The sequence below is a fragment of the Lysinibacillus sp. FSL K6-0057 genome, assembly GCF_038630885.1.
GTDB classification, from domain to species: Bacteria; Bacillota; Bacilli; order Bacillales_A; family Planococcaceae; genus Lysinibacillus; species Lysinibacillus fusiformis_F.
Map to the genome: position 1 here is coordinate 4,716,346 of NZ_CP152047.1, position 22,711 is coordinate 4,739,056.

Here is a 22,711-nt window from a genome sequence, read left to right on the forward strand (position 1 = left end):
AAACTCTGAATTATTTCGAGCTTGTCATACATTTCTATTATTGCACATTCATTATTCCTGCCTTATTTTTTAACTCTACCCTATTTTCTGCTTCCCCCATTCTCCCCTCTATTGAGTCCTTAGTATTTTTTTCTATCTTTAATCCCTTTAATTTAACTGTGATATCTGATGATTCACTATTTGCTATCAGCATTAATGATTGCGGAGCAGTACGATATGAAACTAAAATATCCCCTGATTTTGTTTCTACAAATAAAGATTTTTCCTCATTCATTTCTTTTAATATTACTTCACCGCTCGTCGAGGAAATTTTCATTTTTGGACTCGAAACGCTAGTAATATAGCAATCACCATTCGTAGAAGCTATTGTTAATTCACTTATGTTACTATCTGTCATCTTTAATTCACCATCTTTGGATGTAAATTCACCTTTATCAGCTGATAGTTCTTTAATGACCTTATAACCAGAATCACTGGAGATTGTAATATCCTTTGTTGTTAAATGATTAATGTTTACATCTCCATAGCTATTCTTTACTCGAATAGTAGGCACTTTGTTCGTTAGAATGGCAATGTGTACGGTCCCTTTCTCTCCCAAGCTTACATTCTTAAAAATACCTTCCTCTCTATCATGCTGAAGAACACTAATTTTTGTACCATCCTCTTTTATTTCTACAGGATCACTTTGCTTCTTTTGTTTTTTTCCACTAATATCAATAACTAATTCCTCTTCATCTGTATCTTCTAATACAATATTCCATGACTCATTGTCTATTTCTAATAGTTGAATTTGCTGTACATCAAACGATTTTTGACTTTCAAAGCTTTGTTCTCCACTTAGTTTCAAGACAACTAAGATTCCTCCAATTGCAATAAACAACAGCAGTACCATCGTCGTTGTTTTCATCTAATCTCCTCATTTCACGTTAAATCCACTTTATCAACTTTGCGGTATGATAAATAACCTATAAAAAATCCTAGTAAACATAAAATAATGGGCACTGCCATAATTTGAAATAAACTGGAAGAGGTAGAGCCATCAGAAACTGTTGCGTTAATGACAAATCCAATTAATACAGCTGACGTAATGGTAGAAGCGGTTGATTTTTTTCGCATACCAAAGTACAAAGGTATTAAGCTTACACCAGCTGTCATAAAAGCAACCATTAGAGTCGAAGGAATGGTAGCAATCATTTCTTGTATGTCAGTAGGCTCTCCAAATAGACCCAATGTTGGATTTAAAAAATAAATTAGTAAATTGATGATGATTGTGGCACTTATGATGCTCATAAAACAAAAGCTGAAAACTAGTAGTAACTTAGATACTATAATTTTTTTCCTTTTCAACGGATATGAAAATAATAATTGTATGGTTTTATTTTTATATTCATCTATAACTAATCGGGAAAGAATGACACTTGAAAAGATAATAAAAACAATTCGAATTAAAATGTTCGTTAAGGACATAAAGTCCGTGTAATTTAGAAATACCTTATCTCCTTCAGGACCCATTGCCATTAATGTCACAGCTACAAAAATACCAATTATGCAAATGATTAAACCCTTAAAATAGCCAGCCATTCGATTCTTTTTCCATTCGAGTCTTAGTAGTTTAAGCATGTTGAGCTCCCCCATTAATCAATTTTATAAAATACTCTTCTAAATGCTGTTGCTGCTTTTCAATACTATGAACCACAATGCCATGAGCAATAAGCTCCTTATTTATTTGAGATGATGAATTATTTTGATCAAAAATGCGTACTCTCTGCTGACTAACAATTTCATAGTTTCGAATCTTTAAATTCTCTAAGACATTCGTAGTTTTCTTTAAATCACCCACCGTAACTTCTAGATATTCCATGGTTTCCTTTCGAATATCGTCCATTCTTACTTCTTTTAGTAATTTCCCATGCTGAAGAATACCGATTGTATCTGCTATTGATTCAATCTCTGAAACAATATGACTCGATATTAAGATGGTGATGCCATACTCTTCTTTAAGTAGCACTAACAGTTCACGCACCTCTTTAATGCCAATTGGGTCTAGACCATTAATGGGCTCATCTAAAATCAAAATCTCTGGCTTGGTAACAATGGCACGCGCGATCCCTAATCGTTGCTTCATCCCTAAGGAAAATTCATTAATTTTTTTATTTTCGACACCTTGAAGACCAACTATATTGAGTGCTTCCTCAGCTGCCTCCTTTTCGTGAATGCCCATATATTTGCAATGCAGTTCTAGGTTCTCCTTTGCTGTCAGCCTTTCATAGAATTCGGGATACTCAATAATGCTGCCTATTTTGCTTAAATATTGATAGGATGTCTTCGTAATTGGTTGATTAAAGACTTTAATTTCACCCGAGGTCGGTTTTATTAAATTTAAAATCATCTTCATGATTGTCGTTTTCCCTGCTCCATTAGGACCCAAAAAACCATAAATCTCTCCCTGTTGAATGTTCATATTGACGCCAAAGACAATCCCTACTCCTTTAAAGCTTTTGCTTAATTGATTAATTTCTATAACAGATTCCACAGTTTTAGCTCCTCGCCATTTTGTTTTCGTTACTCTAAGCTTAATAAAGGAAAGTAAAAACAAAGTAAACACAACGGAAAAAGCCAGTAATATTTTAAAAGAAAGAGGATATCAAAACTAGAAGCTGTTATGATGAAAAAGAAAAGAGGGATAAAAATGGAAGCAGCAAATGTCTTAATCGTGGACGATGAAATTGGCATTTTGAAATTATTAGATATTACACTTCGAAAAGAACACTTTACAAATATTGATACTTCCTCAACGGGTAAAGGAACTCTACAGCTTGTAAAAGATCATCATTACGATGTTATTCTACTGGATATCATGCTACCCGATATTAGTGGCTTTGAACTTTGTACAGAAATACGTAAGCATACAAACACACCGATTATTTTTGTGAGCGCACGCTCCACAGATTTCGATAAATTGACTGGATTAGGCATTGGCGGCGATGATTATATAACAAAACCCTTTAATCCGTTAGAGGTTATCGCAAGGATAAAGGTCATTCTTCGACGTCAAAAAATGTATGAAGCTTCTCAGCAGCAACCAAGCGCTAAGTTCGATTTCGGCTATTTTTCCTACAATCCACAATCTGCGACGTTAACGGTTAACAATCAATATGTGGAATGTACCGCTAAAGAGCTGGAGCTTCTGCATTTCTTCTGTAAAAACCCAAATCGTATTTTTACAACTTCTCAGCTCTACGAATTTGTCTGGGGACATGATGTTTATGGCGAAGAGAAAACCGTTACAATCCATATATCGAAGTTACGGAAAAAACTTGGGGACGACACGCGTAAGCCTAAAATTATCGTTAACCTACGGGGGATCGGTTATAAATTTATCCCACCCAAAGAGGAATTATTATGCGAATAAATACTCGGTTTACATTGCATCTCGCATTGGGGATAATTTTGTGGATACTTTTTAGTGGTCTTTGCATTTTGATTAGTCTTGAATGCATTCTTCCTCTCTTTAAGAAATCTGTTAGTGAGGATTATGAGAATTTATTGGTACTATGGATTTTTGGTTTTAGTACACTCATATGCATTGCTGTATTTGGATGGTATTTTGGAGGTCCACTTGGTTTTATAATGAACTGGATTCAGCAGCTTTCACAGGAAAGCTACACACAACCAAATGGATTTTCTAAGGTCTATAACCGTAAAGGCAAACTCCGTATGCGCTTTATGCTCTATCAAGAAGTGCTACAATACCTACAATCTTTATCAACAAAGCTCAAGGCTGCTGAAATAGAAAGAGCGCAAGTTGAACAAGCGAAACAAGAGTGGATTGCTGGCATCTCTCATGACTTGAAAACACCGTTAACTTATATTACAGGCTATTCAACTCTATTATTAAATGAACAATATGAATGGTCTAAAGAAGAAGCCCATTCTTTTATTCAGGAGATTGCTGATAAAGGGAGTCATATGGAAGAACTAATTCAAGATTTAAGCCTCGTTATTCAGCTAAATAGTACAGACGGAACATTGCCTATCCACAAAATAAATCAGGATATTGTGGAATTTACAAAAAGAATTGTTGCTAATATAAGCAATTACCCACAAGCAGATGGATATAAATTACATTTCCAAACAGATAAAGCTTTCATAAACGTTGATTTTGATACAAAATATATGCAGCGGATCTTGCAAAACATTTTAATGAACTCGATTATCCACAATCCGCCGAACACCGATGTTTATACAAAGATTATTGATAGCGATCAACATGTTGAAATCCACATTGTGGATAACGGTGTTGGTATGACTCCCGATATACAGGATAAAATATTCCAACAGTATTATCGTGGAACAACAACAGATACTTCTTCAGAAGGCACTGGATTAGGTATGGCAATCGTTTATAAACTTATTCAAGCACATAGAGGCACCATCGCCCTAGAAAGTGAACTTGCTAAAGGGGCTACCTTCATTGTTACATTTCCGAAAAAATAGCAAAATCACCTCGTACACTATCGAGGTGATTTTTTATAACCTACGTTCACTTCTTTGATATTCCCCACTTCTTGTTTCTTTTCAACAACCCGCTCTTTCGACAACAAAAGAGCACAAAGAATAATGCATATCCCTATGAAATGTTGGATTAATAACGGTTCCTTCAACATCAAATATCCAAGTAGAACACCTACTATGGGAACAATATAATTACTAAAAGAGGCAAATAAAGCACCCTCACTTTTAATTAAAAGATTATAAAGCATATACACAATCCCTGCGTGGAAAATGCCTAATATAACAATGGAAACGATCTGAATCCCATCTATGCTTAATAGTAATGGTTGTTCAAGGATAAATGCCATTGGTAATAAAATCACAGTGGCAATTCCTAAAATATTTCTCATATGAACGATTGGCGAACCATCCTCTAACTTCTCCATTAAAATTAACGAAAATGCAAAGCTCAATGCTGCTAATAGTAGCAGCACATTCCCTAGTACTGTGCCTGAACCACCCATCCCTTGTGTTGGCCAAGAAAGAATGATGATCCCCAAAAAGCCTAATAGAATGCTAGCCGTTTGAAACGGACTAACTTTTTTGTTAAAGAAAAAAACAAAGAGCACTAACGTAATAATCGGGACCATTGCTATGAGCATAGACGCAATACTACTGGATACATATTTTTGACCTTGCGCAATGAGGACGAAGGGAATCACTACTTCAAAAATGGCAATCCCAATATATAATTTACTATTTGCTAAGTAGTTTTCTCTTTTCAAAAATAAGCTCATGATACTTAAGCAGATTGCACCGATTAAAGCTTTTAACAAAGATAAAGTAACAGCTCCCACATCATTCGTAACTAATGCTACGAAGAAAAATTGAGAGCCCCATATACAACTTATTAATAGCAAAAGGCTGTATTTTCTCATTGCACTACCTTCCTATGCCCAAAATAATTTGTTCCTATGACGCCAATAATGATGAGGATTCCACCAATAAAGTGATAAAGGTGAAAGACTTCCTGTAAAACCAAAACGCCTGCAAGTATTGTAATGAGCGTAGCAAAATTGCTAAAGACACTCATTTGGGAAGCTTCTAATTTAGATAACGCATAATTGGATAAATAGGACGTACCGAGCGAAGATAATAGCCCTAAATATAAAATCGCGATGACAAAATCAACATGTGTTAATGGCTGAAAAAATTCATTGATTGTACCATTCACCAAATGATTTCCAAGAGCCATCCCGTTAAAAATGACAAATCCACATAATGTCATCACATACGTTAAGGTCAGTAATGAATATTGCTTTGTAAGCCTTCTTGCAAACACGTTATAAAGCGACGCAGCAAGGGCTGAAAGTAAAATGAATCCACTTCCGATGACATTTCCTGTAGTCGCATTGGCTCCATTCATAATTAGCATGTAGATAACTCCAAGTACAGATAAACTAATGAAGACAAGCTGTCCACGAGTAGCTTTTTCCTTTAACAATAAACCTGCTAGTGCTAATGTAAAAATAGGAATCGTTGCTTGAATAATTCCAGCTTCAGAAGAGGAAATTCTAGCAAGCCCAAGCACTTGAAAAGTGAAAAAAACAATGGGATACAATATGGCTAACGGTAAAATTTTTAGTACATCATATTTTTTTATTGTTAGCTCATTTTTCGTAAATACCATTAAAATAACAATACCGATGAAGGCAAACGTAAAGCGATGGGCTAATGTATCAATTGGACTCGCCACTGTTAATGTAACTTTCACAAACATGAATGAAAGGCCAATGATAAATGCATACGAAATCGCTGCTATATAGGCTTTTCTTTTTTCTGACATACGATAATGCTCCTTCTCAAATCATTCCGGCCGGTATTGTTATCGTATTAAAAAGAGAACACATTGACGATATGAAAAAAACACATCTGTACCGATACAGATGTGCTGGAGGTTATATATGCTTAAATATGAATGGATTTATTCTCAGCTCCTGACTCAAATCCAAACAGGCTCTCTTCATGCAGGTGCAAAACTTCCTTCTATTCGCCAGTTATCACAACAATTTTCCTGTAGTAAGAGTACGATTTTAACATCTTTAAAAAAACTGGAGAATCAGCATCTTATCTATGCATTGCCTAAAAGTGGCTACTATGTTGTCGATCATCAGCTGCCCATCCAACCGAAAATGAAAAATTACATAGATTTTGCTACATCATCACCCAGTTGGCATGCTTTTCCATACCAAGATTTTCAGCATTGTATTAACAAAGCCATCGACACATACCAAGCAGATTTATTTAGATATGGAACACCAAAAGGCCTACCTTCATTAATAGAGGAAGCAAAAAAATTATTAGCAAATTATCAACTGTTTACAAAGGAAGATAATATTTTCATTACTTCTGGCGTCCAGCAATCCTTGTCTTTGCTAAGTATTATGCCATTTCCAAATGGTCGCTCAACCATTTTAGTGGAACAACCTAGTTACCATTTATATATGGATTATTTAAAAACCTATGGAATACCAGCAATCGGCATCAAAAGAACAACGGATGGCATTGATTTACATGAATTAGAAAGCATTTTCAGCAAACATGACATAAAGTTTTTTTACACGATGCCACGCCTGCACAATCCTCTAGGTACATCTTATAGCAAAAAGACAAAGGATCTAATCCGTAAACTTGCTTATCAATATAATGTTTACATTGTTGAAGATGATTATTTAGCGGATTTCGAGCAAAATTCGAAAATAGATCCCATCTATACAGATGATACACAGCAGCATGTTATCTATTTAAAAAGCTTTTCTAAAATTATGTTTCCTGGCTTACGTATTGGACTTGCCGTTTTACCAAATGTTTTGATTAATACCTTTCAACAGTATAAAAATACCACTGATATTGATAGCTCCATGATTTCTCAGGCTGCATTAGAGCTTTACTTGAAAAGTGGCATGTTTGAGCGTTATCAAAAGAAAGTCAGTGAAGCTTATGCAAGCCGAGCGAATCAACTTCAGCAATCTATAGCAACTCATCTGGCAGAGTATTCATCCTCTAAGGAAATCTGTATGCATAGCCATATCGTTCTACCGAGGCAGGTGAATACTAATAAGCTTATTCAACATTTGGCACAACAAAATATTTTGCTGGATCCTATAAACCGCAATTATTTAGATGTATTTTATCATGAACGTATTTTAAAAATAAATGTATCGAATGTAGAAGAATCCAAAATTGATGCTGGCATAAGGGAAATAGTGCTAGCCCTTCATAGCCCTAAACATTACTTCTAAAGAATAGCATTCATGAAACCTTATTGTAGCTCATATAATGAGACATCTTAAATGCTTCTATAAGGGGGATACAATGCAAGCTGAAAAATTACGATTAAGAAAAATTCAGCGTCTTGCTTATGAAATCATGGATGAGATGCACAAAGACAAAGACTGCATTGAATTGCACAAACTTATTCCAATCATCGATAATTTATCTCGCGCAATTGGTGATTTAACGGATTCCGTTGGTAAATACTCGTTAGATTATGTAGAAGAAAAAGTAAAAAATGCACATGCTCTTTTATTTAACAAAGAAAAGGTGGATATTTATTAATAAAGAAAGGGAAAAAGGGTAACCATATTTATGGCTACCCTTTTACATTAATGCGTTTCAGGTTCGAATGTTTTACAGTCTGTTTCTTCACTGTTGGAAGCATGTTGTCCCTTTTGGCTGACAACATAAATTTTTTCGGCTGTGCATTTGTTACCAGAATCCCAAAATGTGCAGTTATTGACTTCACAAAGAATTTCTTGTGCCATTGTCTCACACCTCCTCTTTGTTATCTTTAACAAATTCGAGGTAATCAATACGTAATTCAAAAAAGTCATCTCACGATTTAGTTAGTGCTGTCTGATTTACTCCATACTAAAGTCTAGATTAGTTGGATGATTCGATAAATGTTCTTGTGTAAGCATATTTGTAGAGGGTACCTTGTCGTCAACCTCCTCAAATCGAAAACCATCTGCCCATACCTTACCCGAACCAATTAATAACACACCAAAATAAATGGAGTCACCTTCTTCAGGTACGTCTAAGACAATAGAATAGTGATTCCATTCAGTAGAACCTATCACAGAACGCTGATTCATATTATCAAATTGAATGGTATCACCCGTACCATTGTCAATACGCATCCATGCACCACACTTTGTAGCGTCTGCCGTCTTTAAATAGCATGACATTTTCAAGCGCTTTCCTTTATAGTTAGTTGCCTGAAAGCCCTGCATCATCGTACCGAATTGTCCCTGATTTGCTGATGCAGTTGTGGAATACAATACGCCTGAACGCTTCCCTGAATGAAACACCTTGTCATCTGTATGAAATTTATATAATTCTGGATTCGCTCCACTCAACATCCAACCTTTAACCTGTTCAACTGTTTCCATGTAATTTTCCTCCTCCAACATATTTAGTGATTGCATCAATTTTCGGTACTTCCCTGGTGGTACAGCATAAACTTCTTTAAAGGCTCTTGTAAAAGCTTCTTGTGATTGAAACTGAAGTGTAAATGCAATCTTTAATATCGATTCATTAGAGTACATCAAATAACTCGCAGCCATGGCTAGCCGGCGTATACGAATGTATTCACCAATCGTAACTCCCGTTTCTTGCTTAAAAATACGACTTAGATGGTACTTCGAATAGCCAGCAGTATTAGGAAGACATTCAAGTGAAATTTGTTCCATCAATTGCTCCTCGATATAGGCAATAGTTCTTTGTGTTGCCTGACTATACTCCATGTTACTCACCTCATCTTTATCATACTGGAGAAGGAAACAGATTTTTTGATGGAGGTTGCTAAATTTAACTCAATCAATTATTTTTGTTGGTGTTGCTTCCTGCACAACAATGAGACCATCATAAGCTTCCTCAGGCGTCATTTTAATGGTATACAGCATTTGTGTCAGCTTATACCATGGACGAAAATCATCACCGATATTGCCCATTCTTTGCTTTTTGGATAGAATATTCGCCAGCTCCTTCGATTGTTTGGCAGCTTCAAAATCCACATAAAAGATGTTGCTATCGATGTCACTAAAGGCATCCACTAAAGCATTATGATGCTCAATCGTGTATTCCTTTCGTTCACCAGACCCATTTTGTGCTTGGAATGTATTTTTCACAAAGTCTGTGCCAATTGCAAAATATTGATCTTTAAAATGCTCGTTTAAATATTGTCCCATTGATTGATAGCCTGCCATCGAAGCAGAAGTTTTCTCAATATGACCATTATGAGCAGACATTAATACTTTATTGTGACCTTGTGTTGCTTCGTACTCAACAATCCATTGTAAATTTTCAGCTAAATATTGATCCCGTAAATTCATGTAGTTATCATCATTTAAAAATAATTGTGTACGCTGTTTCATAATTTGTGCGTATTGTGCAGCAAAGGAGAAGTCATCCTTTGATGATTTTTTCTCATATATCGCTTTGTTTGATTGTAAATCGTTAATTATTGTATCTATCGTTTTATCCAGCTCGTTTAGCTGACTATTTGATAAATCTCTCATCGTTTTATTGGAAACATGCTCTAGCTCAGTCGTGAATTTCTGCGCATTGTCAGCATGTACCTTGGCGTAATAATCAAGCAACCCTTTTTTGCTGTAATCATAGCGTTGCATATCATTGCCATAAAAATAAATTTTATCTTGTTCATCGACTGTCTGATTATAGTCATGCATCCATTGCACAAACTCTACCATTTGCTCAGTTTTGTAGATGCCATAGTCTAAAGCTTTTATAGCTTCCTCTGCTGTTCCAGCACCATTCATGATAAATTGATTAATCTGCTGGGCTCCACCAAAATCTCCTTCTAAGACAAAGACATGGACATTTTCATTTTTAATCATCGTCTCAAACAAATCTTTTTTTAACGTTTGAAATTCGATATTGCCATGTGTGGCTTCCCCAAATCCAATAATTTTCACTTCGTCAGGAATATTGATTTCTTTTATTTCACTAGTATATTGCGAGGCATCTTTTACAACCTCACCTTCTCCACATCCTGCTAAAGCTACTAGCAGTACAGATGCAGTTAAAAATCGTAAGCTTCGTTTCAACATTCTCATATCAATTCTCCTTTAAGGTGTTAAATGGCTTTGCGTTGGAAATAGTAATAACCTCCAAGGAAAAACAGGATGAATCCACCCCCTACAACTGTTAACAATTGCTCCCACGGCACAAAAAACACATCATCTGTTTTGCCACCTATATACATCATTGAAAAAGGTTGAGCCCACGGATAATATGGACCAACACGTTCAGAATTCACCGCTAAAATAGAAGGTAACGTAAATATAACATTAACAGCAAACGGTGCAGCAAAGCTTTTAAACATAATGGACATCCATAATTGCAAGGCTACTAATGGCAAGGTCGCTACCCAGCCTCCTACTATGCTTTTCCAAACAATTTCTATAGGAAAGGGATCTGTGTAACCCTTTACCATCCCAACAGCAAAGACAGAGCCTAAATACAATATCTGCATCGCCAAAACAAGCAGCATAACCAACACGTATTTGGCTACAAATACTTTCCCCCTTGTTACGGGCAGTGCCAAAAGCTGCTTCCATCCACCCGACTGATGTTCATACCTACAAATGAGACTGGTAAAAACACCTGAAATAAGAGGTAAAAATAATAGAGCGTATGTTAAATTCATCGAAAACAGAGAAATATACCATTCATTGATTTCAATCCCCTGTATGTTGTCTTCTAAATTAGCTGATAGACCAATGAAAAGCCCGATCATGGGTCCTGCCAAAATAATCGGTACCATTTTTGATTTACGTAACTTAAACCACTCAGCTTGAAGTAAAGCAATCATTATTTCACGTCCCTTCTTGTAAAATCAATCATGCCGATTACATAGAGTAAAATACCAATTCCTACGCCTAATAAGACATTGATTATCGGCTCATTCCAATGGTTCATCAATGATGGCCATTTCCATATCATCCAATCAGGTAGAACATAGGAAGAATAGGCAAAAATCACCCCGATAATGCCTACAGTTATAGGGATTCCTTGATTATAACTTACACTCGCAATCCACAATTGAAGAGCCAAGATAGGCAATGCTGCAAAAGCAGGGAAATAACTAAATTTAGCTAGCTCCATGTAAGGTACGGTATCACCTAATTTTAAAAACAGCCCAAAGCTCAACGTAAAAAGCATTAATAGCGTTGAAGCCAAAAATAGTAAGATAGCTAACAGCGTAAATTTCGACAAATACACGGTTAATTTGGAAACAGGTAATGCGATGAGCTGCTTCCAAGCATTGGTTTCATTTTCAATGCTCGCCATGAATGATGTGAGAATGACAATGCCCAAGACAATGGCAAGCGGTGTAAATGAATGCACGTTTAGTAAGAAATAGCCCCAATCATCCTCACTTTGCTGTAAGAGATAATCCTTTCTTACTCCATAATTGACCATTTGCAGAGCAACCACGCCTAAAGGACCGATGAGCGTTAGAAGCCATAATCCTTTGCGCTTGATTTTTAAGAAATCAGCAGTTAACAGCTTTCCCATCATATCCCCTGCTCTCCCATCGTCATTTGCAGGAATATATCCTCCAATGAACGTTTCTCTTCCTCCACTCGGAATACTGACATACCTTCCTGAACAAGAACTTTGACAATATGGGCAACCTTTTCATCTGAGCATTCTTCTAAGAAAATCACACCATCTTGATAGTCTGCCTTAATGCCATTTGCCAATAAGGAACGCCATCCTTTTTCGCCATTGTTCACTTTAAAGGTAACCTTTGGTTGGGCAAATCGGCGCATCGCCTCAATAGAATCTTGAAAAATCAATTTGCCTTTAGAAACAATTCCTACTTGTGTAGCCATTTGATCAATCTCTGATAATAAATGGCTGGAAATAATAATGGTCATGCCATATTCCTCTGGTAATCTTTTAATTAAATTACGAATTTCTATAATCCCTGAAGGATCGAGACCATTCGTTGGTTCATCTAAAATAAGTAATTCAGGATGATGTAGTAAAGAAGCTGCAATACCAAGACGTTGCTTCATTCCTAGAGAAAAACCTTTTACCTTTTTGTTGGCAGCTTCCTTCAAACGGACAATTTCCAGAACTTCATCAATTCGAGATTTCGGTACACCTAGTATTTTTCTTAGTGCCTCCAGATTCTCATATGCCGTCAAGTGCGGATAATAGGAAGGGTTTTCTACTAATGAACCAACCTTCGCTAATATTTGGATGCGTTCCTTGGTAATATTCTTTTGAAAGATTTTAATTGTCCCCGAAGATGGCTTCATTAAACCAAGAAGCATTCGAATTGTAGTCGTTTTACCTGCCCCATTCGGTCCTAAAAATCCATATATTTCACCTTTACGTATTTGTAAGTTCAAATTTGATACAGCTTGCTCTTTCCCAAAGCTTTTTGATAAGTTTTGTGTTTGTACGATATATTCCAATGTCCTCACCTCTTTAACTATCATAAAAAGGGAAGTTTAAAAACAGGTATGGGCCAAGTTTAAATTTTGTTTAAAAAATATTTCTAACATAAAAAATTCTGCGAAGCATTTATTTCTCAAGCTTCGCAGAATTCTTTATGATGACTTTTGTGCCGGAATGATCGGAATGGAGATCCCATTCTAGATGCATGCCCCTTATCATGACATCAACAATCGATAAGCCAATTCCTGCACCCTTTGCATTTGATTCATTTTTCATTCCTTGCCCATGATCCTCAATAATAAATGCTGTATAACTCTCCGTCGATACCGTTTTCACGCTTATATATTTCCCGCTATTCGCGTGACGCAGTATATTTTGGAAAATATTATCAAATACTCGTCCTAACCATAATGGATCAACACGCCATTCAACTGGTTCAAATGCCTGCAGTTCAATATCGATGGTGAAACCTTCTCGCTCAAAAACTGGGTACCATGTCGTTAGGTGTTCCCGCACAAATCGAATCACATTGATGTCTTTCGGTTCAAATTTATATTTACTTGCCATAAGCAATGTGTAGGACATCAAATTTTCAATTAAAGCATCAATATTCACTATGGATGTTTCCATAGCCTTTAATGCCTGCTTCCCGTCCTCTGATAATGCCTCTTTACTAATTGAATAGGATTGTGCTCTTACTTTCGTTAAAGGTGTCCGTAAATCATGTGATAAATTAGCAATCAGTTCACGTCTTAGTTGCTCTTCTTTTTGTTGGCGTTGCTTGCTTTCTCGCAGCTCGCTGACCATTCTATTAAAACTGTGCTCCAGTTGACCAATTTCGTCTCTCTTTTTCACATGAATTTCAATAGGTAAACCATCTACATCACGTATCTCCATAGCTTCTTGAAGATGTAATAGTCTTTTGCGAATTCCCTTGAAAAACAAAAGCGAAACCACAATAAAAAATAGAATAACGGCAACAACACCAAAAAATAAAAAGTTCCCATAGTTATCGTAGACCTTAATAAGCGGAGGATTAAATGCTACTCTTGAAATCTCTAGTACAATAAAGCCATTTGACATATCATCGTCTAAGAAGGCTATAACAGTAAATGGATCGCCTCCATAGCGCTCTTTTATAAATTGGGTTGTATAGGCTGGTGTCCACTTTGCTGGCAACTGCTCCTTTACATTCAAAGTAGTCAGTAAGTTCCCCTCCTCACTTACCCAAAACATAGAAGCAGTAGGAAATTGCTCTTGCCACTTTTGAAAAAGCTGCGTAATAGTATCATCTGTCACATTGGTCATATTTTTAGCCTGAGCATGCCATTGCTTTTCAATATCACTTTCTACGAGAACTCCGCTGGAAAATTCCCCTGTCCCTGTTTTTGTAATGCCTAATACGAAAATAGCAACACCAAGATAGGAAATTTGAACAATGGATATGGCGAATAAAATAATGAGCATATATTTCGCTAATAATGATCGAAAAAATTTCATAGTTTCACCCTATAGCCAATTCCTCTGATTGTTTCAATAATCATGGGCTTTGCAGGATCTATTTCTATCTTTTCTCTTAAGTACCGTATATGCACCATCAGGGTTTTATCACCTTCTATATAGCTCTCACCCCAAACCCCCTCATAGAGTTGCTCCTTCGTTAAAATTTGATTTAGGTGTCGTATAAAATATTGCAATAAATAAAATTGTTTACCCGTCAAAGGAATTTCTTCTTCATTTATCGTATTGATAATTCGCATATCTTTCGTATAAATTTTAAGATGCTGCAATGCCAGTACATCATCATTTTTTTGATATCTTCTCAATAATACTTCCAGCCTTGCTACTAGCTCATCAGGGTGAAATGGCTTTGTTAAGTAATCATCAGCAAAATGTAGCCCTTCAATTTTATCTTCAACAGCCGTTCGTGCTGATAACATTAGAATTGGCAGGTCTTTATTTTCGCGTTTAATTCTTTTACCTATGGAGAAACCATCCAATCCAGGTAGCATCACATCCAATATAGCAATATCTTTTGTGGTAATGTGTTGCTCAAGACCCTCCCCCGACTCTAGCCACGTCACATCATAACCCGTTCAGTTAATTCCTTGCTTACCCATTGTCCGATTTCTTTTTCATCTTCTATGTATAATATACGAATCAATGTTTATCCTCCTCGTTGATGACCTAAACCTATATTAAAATACCATATTTTTCATGATATCTTTAACTAAAACATAATTGCCATACATGGTTATTATATGGTAAATACTATTTGTTTTCTTAGAAAATTTGATAACGTAGATTTATTGCGTAGAAATAAAAAAACGCAACTTTTAATAGCTTGTAAAAGTTGCGTTTTAGAGGTTGATATTATGCGTGATTTGATGGAGTGGATTTCGTAAACATATTACCGATATAGAAGAAAATAGCTGATGATACAATACCTGCTACGACAACAGATAACTGAGGCGCATATTCATTTACCGTTAATGCAACAAGCGCTCCTAAGCCCCAAGAGATGAATGATAAAGGCTGCCATTTTTTCGTCTCATCATTTTTTCTCTTTAAGACAAGCTGATCCATAATAATAATAGTAGCAATTGGAGGTACAATTAAGCCAAGTAGATTTAACCACGTTTGGAAGGCATTCCATATACCTGAAATTGCGACAATAATTCCGATTATACCAAGGACAATTGTTAGTGTTCTCATTTTACCACCAGTCATATGAGACCATCCTACAGCACCGTTGTACAAGCAATGTGTACAACCTACACCTAAATTTATAAATACAAAGAGTATAGCTAAAATGGAAAGAAACGGACCGGCATCAGCTAAGATCATAATAAAGTCTCCGCCAGTTGCTTCTGGCTGTAACACAATACCAGTTGCTACAATAATAGCTCCTATTACTTCTGCTAGAAATTTTGAAATGGGGAATGCTGTAAATGCGGCAAAGAATCCTTGTTTCCCGTTTTTTGCCCATCGTGTAAAATCGGCTGTCATTGTACCTGAGTCAGTAAAAGTGGCAAAGACCATTGTTACTGCTGCTCCAAAGGATAAAGCCCCTACACCTGCTATTGGTTGGAAATGAATAATATCAGAAGAACCATTTTTAAAGGCAATGACTACTGAGACAATCCCTAGAATGAGATACATGGGTGCTGCAATATAGCCTAAAATTGTGAGAGCTTTAATGCCAATAAAAGTGGCTCCAACATAAAGCACGCCACCTAAAATCGTCATAAATAATAAGTTGGCTCCAAATGAACGAAACATTGTATCGCCAGTAAGGCCTACCATTAATGCAAACCACCCAACTACAACGGTTGATAGTAATCCTGAAACTGCTAAATAGCCTAGTTGACCAAATGTTCTTTTTGCGGAAATAGCAAAGTTTTCTCCTGTATTCCCAGCCAGATAACTCAGTGCTCCAACAATAATGCACAATAACAGATTACCCGTTAGAATTGCTGCAACACCCATTTTAAATCCAAGCATTGCTGTCACAACACCACCAATAACAGCACTCGTTAATACTAGAGGAAAGCTATACCAAACCGCAGAAACAGAGGAGAAGCTTTTTCGATATTCTTTTGGTACAGCCGTGTGTTCAAACTCTGGATCTAGTCCTTGTTTTTGATCATTAGTTATCGTTGACATTGGTTTCACTCCAATTTTTTATGTATTTAAGAGAAAGCACTTAGTATTTCAATCATTTGGAGAACACTTTCCTTACCACTTAAACATCTTAGAACCCGCCTATTCCCTCATAACATTTATTAATTGATTTGATCACCCCTTCCCTACGTATGTTTCAGTACTTTATCCGCGGATAATAAAGCGCTTTCATTTTCTATTTTAAAGATTAGTCAAATTTTGTCCCTGTACAAACATTCCGAAATCTCATTAGATAATTTGGTATATATGCACAATTTTTTTAAGCTGAAAGTCAGAATTTAGACATAAATGAACATTATTTAAACAAAACAAAGTGTAGAAGCCCATTCAGGACTCACTACACTTTGCTTTTCACACTTGTTATTTTGCTCCTGCCTGTATAAGCATCTGACTCACTTCTTTAAAGCCACGCGACTGTGCGTACCGAAGTGGTGTGATTCCCTTTGCATCAGCAATATTTACATCAGCACCATGCTCGATTAATAGCTGTATTGTTTCTTGATATCTTGGTCCACCGTCGCCGTAGTAGATTGCTTCCAACAATGCAGTCCAACCTGGTTTATTGATGTGGTTCACATCTACGTCTGTATGCTCAAGCATCTCTCGAACATTCTCCACATAGCCATGCTCTGATGCAGGAATTAAGGCCGTCCCACCAAATCTATTTAAAATAGTAGTGTCTGCACCTACTTCAATCGTTAACTTCAAAATTTCTAAATATCCTTCTGCTCCCGCATATAAAAAAGGACTGTTTTCAATATTATCTTGCTTATTGATGTCTGCCCCATGTTCAATTAAAACCTTTACGATTTCCGGAAAATTTCTATAGGTTGCAAGCATCGCAGCCGTTCTTCCTTGTTCATCGGCAATATTTATGTCAATTCCCTTATTTAAAATCTCCGTTATTTGCATAACATTCCCCTGTGCCACTGCATTGAAGAATTGCTTTGTTATTTGGACTTTTTCAGATTCAGATAATCTATTAAAGCTTTCAGTCGCTAGAATTTGAGTGATTTCTTTCAAACCTCTTTTCTCAGCTTGTTGTAATGGCGTCCTACCCTCTAAATCGGCTATCCTCATATCCGCTCCATGGGCAAGTAAAACTTTTACTGTATCTTGCTGCTTTTCCCCAGCTTCACCTAGAACAATAGCTTCCATAAGCGCAGTCCAACCTAAATTATCAACATGATTCACATCTATTTTTGTTTGTTCCAAGAGAAATTTAACTATATCCACATAGCCATGCTCTGATGCAGGAATCAATGCTGTTCCTCCATAACGATTGGTCAGTGCTGGGTCTGCTCCCACATTATTTGTAAGTTTCAAAATATCTATGTAGCCTTCTGCACCTGCATACAAGAAAGGATTGTTCTGCATATCATCATGAATATTAACATCCGCTCCAGCATCAATCAGAACCTTAGCCATTGCCACATCATTGTTATAGGTTGCAATCATGAGTGGTGTACGCCCTTTTGTATCTTGTATATTCAAGTCAATATCTTCTTGGGTGATTAGTTTATTGATCTTAGCCATATCTCCCTGCTCTGCTGCTTGAAGTAGTTGATCACTCACTTCAATTACCACTTCAGTATCATTATGATCGTTAGGAACACATGCTTGTAGCCATAAACCTATTGCTAAGCATGCAATAATCCATTTCTTCAACATGTAGATGTTCAGCTCCTATTTTAAATCATCCGCTTTTTGCTAGTGTATTGAACTTTTATGTTGCAAACGGTCTTCATTCTTCATTCCTATTCGTTTCGTAGCAATCGCACTACTAACGATTAACACGAGCGCACCAAATAAATAAGGTAAATTAATATGGACATCAAATAAATATCCTGCTAGCACTGGTCCAAAAATTTGACCGAGGCTCATATAAGCATTATTTAAACCTGCAACGAATCCTTGTTCATTCCCTGCTTCTTTCGACAATAGTGTATTAATGGTAGGACGCAAAATATTATTAAACGAAAAATAGAGCATGGTTATCACCATTACATAGAAAAAATTAGCTGATAGAAGCAAGAGTACAAGCGCTGAAGCCGAGAGAAGAAGCATACTGCTAATAATCCGCTTTTCTCCAAATCTATTCGTAAGCCAGCCTGTTAATAATAATTGAGTCACTGTTCCCCCTAAGGAACCAATCATAAATAAAATGGAAATCTGTCTAGTTGTAAATCCATATTTCTGTGTTACGACTAATGGATATGCTGTTTCAAAATGAGCTAATCCAAATGTCAGTGAAAACACCATAAATAGCAAAATAAAGTACGGTGATTTGATAGATTGAACAAGCTGTATAAAAATGTTTTCTTTCTTGAAAGTAGCTTCTATTTGTACACGAGCTTTTTGTGATTCGGGCAATATCACTAGACAGCTCATCGCAGCTACAAGACCAACAAGTGCCGAGGTAAAAAATGGCGCACGTGTACCTAATTCTGCTAAAAGCCCTCCTAACCCTGGTCCAACAATAAATCCCGAAGACATAGATGCACCTAAAAAAGACATGGCTCTCGTTCTCTTTTCATCCGAGGTAATATCTACAATATAGGCCATAATAGACGGAACTAATGCCGCAGAACCCATCCCTCCAATAAACCGTGCCACGAGAAAAATAGTAAAATTGCTTGCAAGAGCGCCAATTAGATTGGATAAGGCAAATAATAATAAGCCAACGATAATCATTGGCTTACGACCATATCTATCAGCAATATTCCCAGCTATAGGAGAGAATAAAAATTGCGTTAAACCGAAAGCAGATACTAAGTAACCTGCTGCTTTACCACTTGCTCCAAATTCGATTAAAAGCTGAGGGAGAATAGGTATGACAAGTCCTGCACCAAGCATCGCAAGAAACATATAAACCAATAAAAGTGAAAATACTGTTTTAGTTTGCATTGATTTTTTCTCCTTCACGCTTAGGTGCATTGGTCTAATTTCTAGTGATAAAAAAGGAAAAGCTCTCCTTTTTTCTTTTCACTAACTATGCTAACATGGCTTTAACTATATGAAAAATATTAAAAAAATATATTTTACTTAGGTTTTACCTATAATAAAGAGGTGTTTAGGATTTGGATATTCGACAGCTACGCTATTTTATTGCAATTGTTGAGGAAAAGAAGATTTCTGCCGCAGCAGAAAGGTTACATATTTCTCAGCCACCATTAAGCCAGCATTTAAAAACGATGGAGGAAGAGCTCGGTTCAAAATTGGTAGAAAGAAGCGGGAAATATTTCGAAGTAACTGAGGCGGGAAAGACCTTATATAAATATGCATTGCAGGTTGCTCAATTAATGAAAGAGGCAGAAGCAGAGGTTAAGGATGTTGGATTAGGCCTTCATGGACGATTGACATTAGGCATTAATACATTTTCAGTTGTTGAGCTGCCCCAATTGCTACAACAATTTCAACAACATTATCCAAAGGTGACCTATAAAATTCAACAAAACGAATCTTCTTATCTTTGTAAATTAGTAAGGGATCGTGTTGTAGAACTTGCCATCATTCGCTTACCTTTAGAATTAGATGATTTCTCTGTTCTTCATATGTACTCAGAACCATTTTACTTTATACAGTCCAAGAAGTTCGACTTGTTAGAACACGATGTTTCTTTAGCTGAAATACAAAATTGGCCAATCCTTTTACCAAGCACAGAAGGGTTAGGCGTACATTATTCGATATTAGAAGCATTTTCTCGCTTCCAGTTGCAGTCCCATATTGTCGGAGAATGTTCAGATACGGCACTGTTAATGAACTTAATTGCTTCTGGCTTTAGCTCCTCTATCGTACCTGAAACCATTTTAAAGCAATATGAAGATTTACCACTTCATGCATACAAAATCCCATCAGCAGAATTATCCACTTCCGTAGGACTTGTATGGCTAAAGAATCATTACTTATCCAAAGCCGCTCAAAATTTTGTGGATTTAATGAGGGAGCACTATTGTTAGCGGTTAATAAAAAAGAGAGCAAACTAGAAACGTTAGTTTGCTCTCTTTTCTTAGTGTTGAAAAACAAAACAGTCAATTGAAAGGTAGAAATGGATTTCCGTTGCAGGCTACTTGCTTTCCTGTGGGCGAGCGCCGAATCGCTTCCTCCGCTACCGCTCCGTTTAGAGTTTTGCCTGTCTCGCTATCCCACGGGAGTCAAGTAGCCTTCCACTCCAATCCACAAAAATGTTACCTTTTTAGCCAAAGGTTTTCAAATAAAGTGAAGGTGTTTACTACTCTTTATGGAGGGGTGTTGTCACGCATCACTTCTCCAATAAGAGCTTATCCCCTCTAAAGAATACAGATAAATCAACCTCTCACCTTGCAAAGTTGCTTTTTCTGCCGTTGATATCATCTTTTTGAACAGTTATTGAATAATCAGCATATCATTCTCATCAAACTGCCACATGTCGCCATAGGCAACCTCCCAATAGTAGCCATTTGGATCTTGAAAATAGCCACTATAGCCACCCCAGAATACCGTTTCGGGCTCTTTAACAATTTTGGCTCCGGCCTTTTTTGCTAATGCAAAGACTCGATCCACTTCTTCTTTTGATTTACCATTATAGGCAAGAGTGATTCCGCCAAAGCCTTGACTAATTTCTGGTGGATTAGCTTCATTGATATCTTTGACCAAGCGTTCAATTGGAAATAACGATATTTTTGTTCCTCCATTATTAAAGAACATAACATCGGGATTCGTCTCCTCTCCGTATACCACTACTTCAAAGCCAAGCCCCTCTCGGTAAAAAGTTAAAGACTCCACCATATCTTTTACACCTAATGTGATTAAATTTAATCGATTCATCTTCCAATCCCCTTTTTAAAGTATTACTATTTAAATTCTCTATCGAACATACATTTCCTTTTATTACTCCAAGAAAAATATTCGTTTACTTCTGTCCAAATACTTTTTATAGACCACTCAATTTTTTTTACTAGTAGTTAAGACCAATCAGGTGTTTACATTTTTATTTAATAGCTTCATTAATAAATATTTTTATTCCTCTAATCATTGTCAGCTCACAAAAGTTACCTCTACGTTTCTATGACACAAAAAAGTACGTACTTTTTTTGAGGGTATGTTAGCAGCATAATGAGTAAGCAATCAAACAATCACAAAACATGGAGGACTAAAAATGATTACTCATTTACAAGATACAATCACTTTAAATAACGGCCTACAAATGCCTGGTATGGGTTTAGGGGTTTTTCAAGTAGAGAATGATGCTACTGCTGAAATGGTTAAAAACGCTATTGAGGTCGGCTATCGTAGTATTGATACTGCTGCTATTTATGGCAATGAAGTTGGTGTAGGGGAAGGTATTAAACAGGCATTAGCATCTACAGGCTTACAGCGTGAAGACTTGTTTATAACATCAAAAGTCTGGAACGACGGATTAAGCTATGAAGAAACCATTATGGCATATGAGGAAAGCCTAGAAAAACTAGGATTGAACTATTTAGATCTTTACCTTATTCATTGGCCAGGTAAAGAGAAGTATGCTGATTCTTGGAAAGCGTTAGAGGACTTATACGATCAAGGAAAGATCAAAGCAATTGGTGTATGTAACTTTACTGTTGCGCACTTAGAAAATTTACTATCATTTGCTCGTGTTAAGCCTGTTGTGAATCAGGTGGAATTCCATCCACGCTTACAGCAAGCTGAGCTTCGTTCATTTTGTGACATGCATGATATTCAGCTTGAGGCTTGGGCACCTTTAATGCAAGGTGGACTTCTTGAAGATGCAACAATTTCGAAAATCGCAGAAAAATATGGAAAATCGAATGCTCAAGTTATTTTGCGCTGGGATATACAAAATGGCGTAATCACGATTCCAAAATCAGTACGTAGAGAGCGTATGATGCAAAACGCGGATATCTTCGACTTTAGCCTAACTAACGAAGAAATGGCTTTGATCAATGAGATGAACCTGGAGCAACGTGTTGGACCAAATCCAGATGAATTTGACTTTGCTTTATAAGCACTAAAAAGGGAAAAGAGACTGTCTAGTATGTGACAGTCTCTTTCTCCCCTC

At 36.5% G+C, this 22,711-nt stretch carries 22 protein-coding genes and 2 pseudogenes; 6 read left to right on the forward strand and 18 right to left on the reverse strand.

The genetic code is table 11. The annotated features are described in order from the left end of the window. Nucleotides 1-37: 37 nt before the first annotated feature. Genes MHB40_RS23580 through MHB40_RS23590 form a run of 3 tightly spaced genes read right to left on the reverse strand, consistent with a single transcriptional unit; the run spans nt 38 to nt 2,533 of the window. Nucleotides 38-907 carry a DUF4097 family beta strand repeat-containing protein gene (locus MHB40_RS23580; protein ID WP_342533544.1) on the reverse strand — a complete coding sequence of 290 codons (870 nt, stop codon included), beginning with the start codon at nt 905-907 and terminating at the stop codon, nt 38-40. 14 nt (nt 908-921) lie between these two features. After that, complete coding sequence (locus tag MHB40_RS23585; RefSeq protein WP_342533545.1) at nt 922-1,620, reverse strand: ABC transporter permease; 699 nt, start codon at nt 1,618-1,620, stop codon at nt 922-924. Next, entirely contained in the window at nt 1,613-2,533 is a 921-nt protein-coding gene (locus tag MHB40_RS23590) for an ABC transporter ATP-binding protein (protein ID WP_342533546.1), read from the reverse strand. The genes MHB40_RS23585 and MHB40_RS23590 overlap by 8 nt, the downstream gene beginning before the upstream one ends. A gap of 156 nt (nt 2,534-2,689) precedes the next feature. Here MHB40_RS23590 and MHB40_RS23595 point away from each other — a divergent pair, with 156 nt between their 5' ends. Then, nucleotides 2,690-3,412 carry a response regulator transcription factor gene (locus tag MHB40_RS23595; protein ID WP_342533547.1) on the forward strand — a complete coding sequence of 241 codons (723 nt, stop codon included), beginning with the start codon at nt 2,690-2,692 and terminating at the stop codon, nt 3,410-3,412. After that, nucleotides 3,403-4,497 carry a HAMP domain-containing sensor histidine kinase gene (locus MHB40_RS23600; RefSeq protein WP_342533548.1) on the forward strand — a complete coding sequence of 365 codons (1,095 nt, stop codon included), beginning with the start codon at nt 3,403-3,405 and terminating at the stop codon, nt 4,495-4,497. The genes MHB40_RS23595 and MHB40_RS23600 overlap by 10 nt, the downstream gene beginning before the upstream one ends. Before the next feature lie 17 nt (nt 4,498-4,514). Here the strand turns inward: MHB40_RS23600 and MHB40_RS23605 are convergent, their stop codons facing one another. After that, on the reverse strand, nt 4,515-5,432 hold the full coding sequence (locus tag MHB40_RS23605) for a DMT family transporter (RefSeq protein ID WP_342533549.1): 918 nt from the start codon (nt 5,430-5,432) through the stop codon (nt 4,515-4,517). Then, entirely contained in the window at nt 5,429-6,340 is a 912-nt protein-coding gene (locus MHB40_RS23610; RefSeq protein WP_342533550.1) for a DMT family transporter, read from the reverse strand. The genes MHB40_RS23605 and MHB40_RS23610 overlap by 4 nt, the downstream gene beginning before the upstream one ends. A 118-nt stretch (nt 6,341-6,458) precedes the next feature. Here MHB40_RS23610 and MHB40_RS23615 point away from each other — a divergent pair, with 118 nt between their 5' ends. After that, a complete protein-coding gene (locus MHB40_RS23615) occupies nt 6,459-7,796 on the forward strand; it encodes a PLP-dependent aminotransferase family protein (protein WP_342533551.1) in 1,338 nt (445 codons plus the stop codon). A 73-nt stretch (nt 7,797-7,869) separates the two neighbouring features. Then, complete coding sequence (locus MHB40_RS23620) at nt 7,870-8,112, forward strand: group-specific protein (RefSeq protein ID WP_205446032.1); 243 nt, start codon at nt 7,870-7,872, stop codon at nt 8,110-8,112. 47 nt (nt 8,113-8,159) lie between these two features. Here the strand turns inward: MHB40_RS23620 and MHB40_RS23625 are convergent, their stop codons facing one another. The 12 genes and pseudogenes from MHB40_RS23625 to MHB40_RS23680 all read right to left on the reverse strand — a co-directional run bounded on the left by MHB40_RS23625 (nt 8,160) and on the right by MHB40_RS23680 (nt 19,581). Next, on the reverse strand, nt 8,160-8,318 hold the full coding sequence (locus MHB40_RS23625) for a DUF1540 domain-containing protein (protein ID WP_004231699.1): 159 nt from the start codon (nt 8,316-8,318) through the stop codon (nt 8,160-8,162). 96 nt (nt 8,319-8,414) lie between these two features. Further along, nucleotides 8,415-9,299, reverse strand: a complete 885-nt coding sequence (locus MHB40_RS23630; protein WP_342533552.1) for an AraC family transcriptional regulator — start codon at nt 9,297-9,299, stop codon at nt 8,415-8,417. Between the two features lie 69 nt (nt 9,300-9,368). Continuing rightward, nucleotides 9,369-10,631: an erythromycin esterase family protein gene (locus tag MHB40_RS23635; RefSeq protein ID WP_342533553.1), complete on the reverse strand. Its 1,263-nt coding sequence runs from the start codon at nt 10,629-10,631 to the stop codon at nt 9,369-9,371. A 20-nt stretch (nt 10,632-10,651) separates the two neighbouring features. Then, the gene (locus MHB40_RS23640) at nt 10,652-11,389 is read right to left on the reverse strand and encodes an ABC transporter permease (RefSeq protein ID WP_205446035.1); all 738 of its coding nucleotides are present in this window, start codon (nt 11,387-11,389) and stop codon (nt 10,652-10,654) included. Next, a complete protein-coding gene (locus MHB40_RS23645) occupies nt 11,389-12,099 on the reverse strand; it encodes an ABC transporter permease (RefSeq protein ID WP_342533554.1) in 711 nt (236 codons plus the stop codon). Before MHB40_RS23645 ends, MHB40_RS23640 begins: the two co-directional genes overlap by 1 nt. Next, the gene (locus MHB40_RS23650; protein ID WP_342533555.1) at nt 12,096-13,007 is read right to left on the reverse strand and encodes an ABC transporter ATP-binding protein; all 912 of its coding nucleotides are present in this window, start codon (nt 13,005-13,007) and stop codon (nt 12,096-12,098) included. The genes MHB40_RS23645 and MHB40_RS23650 overlap by 4 nt, the downstream gene beginning before the upstream one ends. 109 nt (nt 13,008-13,116) lie before the next feature. Continuing rightward, nucleotides 13,117-14,490 carry a HAMP domain-containing sensor histidine kinase gene (locus MHB40_RS23655; protein ID WP_342533556.1) on the reverse strand — a complete coding sequence of 458 codons (1,374 nt, stop codon included), beginning with the start codon at nt 14,488-14,490 and terminating at the stop codon, nt 13,117-13,119. Then, nucleotides 14,487-15,154: pseudogene (locus tag MHB40_RS23660) on the reverse strand (response regulator transcription factor). Before MHB40_RS23660 ends, MHB40_RS23655 begins: the two are co-directional and overlap by 4 nt. Nucleotides 15,155-15,363: 209 nt before the next feature. Then, complete coding sequence (locus MHB40_RS23665; protein ID WP_205446040.1) at nt 15,364-16,656, reverse strand: cytosine permease; 1,293 nt, start codon at nt 16,654-16,656, stop codon at nt 15,364-15,366. A 378-nt stretch (nt 16,657-17,034) separates the two neighbouring features. Next, nucleotides 17,035-17,604 (reverse strand): ankyrin repeat domain-containing protein, encoded by a 570-nt coding sequence (locus tag MHB40_RS23670; protein WP_342534813.1) that lies wholly within the window; start codon nt 17,602-17,604, stop codon nt 17,035-17,037. A 69-nt stretch (nt 17,605-17,673) separates the two neighbouring features. Then, nucleotides 17,674-18,345, reverse strand: a pseudogene (locus MHB40_RS23675) (ankyrin repeat domain-containing protein); the annotation flags it as partial. 39 nt (nt 18,346-18,384) lie between these two features. Next, nucleotides 18,385-19,581, reverse strand: a complete 1,197-nt coding sequence (locus MHB40_RS23680) for an MFS transporter (RefSeq protein ID WP_342533557.1) — start codon at nt 19,579-19,581, stop codon at nt 18,385-18,387. A 173-nt stretch (nt 19,582-19,754) separates the two neighbouring features. Here MHB40_RS23680 and MHB40_RS23685 point away from each other — a divergent pair, with 173 nt between their 5' ends. Continuing rightward, a complete protein-coding gene (locus MHB40_RS23685; RefSeq protein WP_205446043.1) occupies nt 19,755-20,633 on the forward strand; it encodes a LysR family transcriptional regulator in 879 nt (292 codons plus the stop codon). Between the two features lie 406 nt (nt 20,634-21,039). Here MHB40_RS23685 and MHB40_RS23690 read toward each other — a convergent pair whose 3' ends face one another. Further along, complete coding sequence (locus tag MHB40_RS23690) at nt 21,040-21,480, reverse strand: VOC family protein (protein WP_205446044.1); 441 nt, start codon at nt 21,478-21,480, stop codon at nt 21,040-21,042. A 331-nt stretch (nt 21,481-21,811) separates the two neighbouring features. Here MHB40_RS23690 and MHB40_RS23695 point away from each other — a divergent pair, with 331 nt between their 5' ends. After that, on the forward strand, nt 21,812-22,657 hold the full coding sequence (locus MHB40_RS23695) for an aldo/keto reductase (protein WP_342533558.1): 846 nt from the start codon (nt 21,812-21,814) through the stop codon (nt 22,655-22,657). The last annotated feature ends 54 nt before the right edge of the window (nt 22,658-22,711 follow it).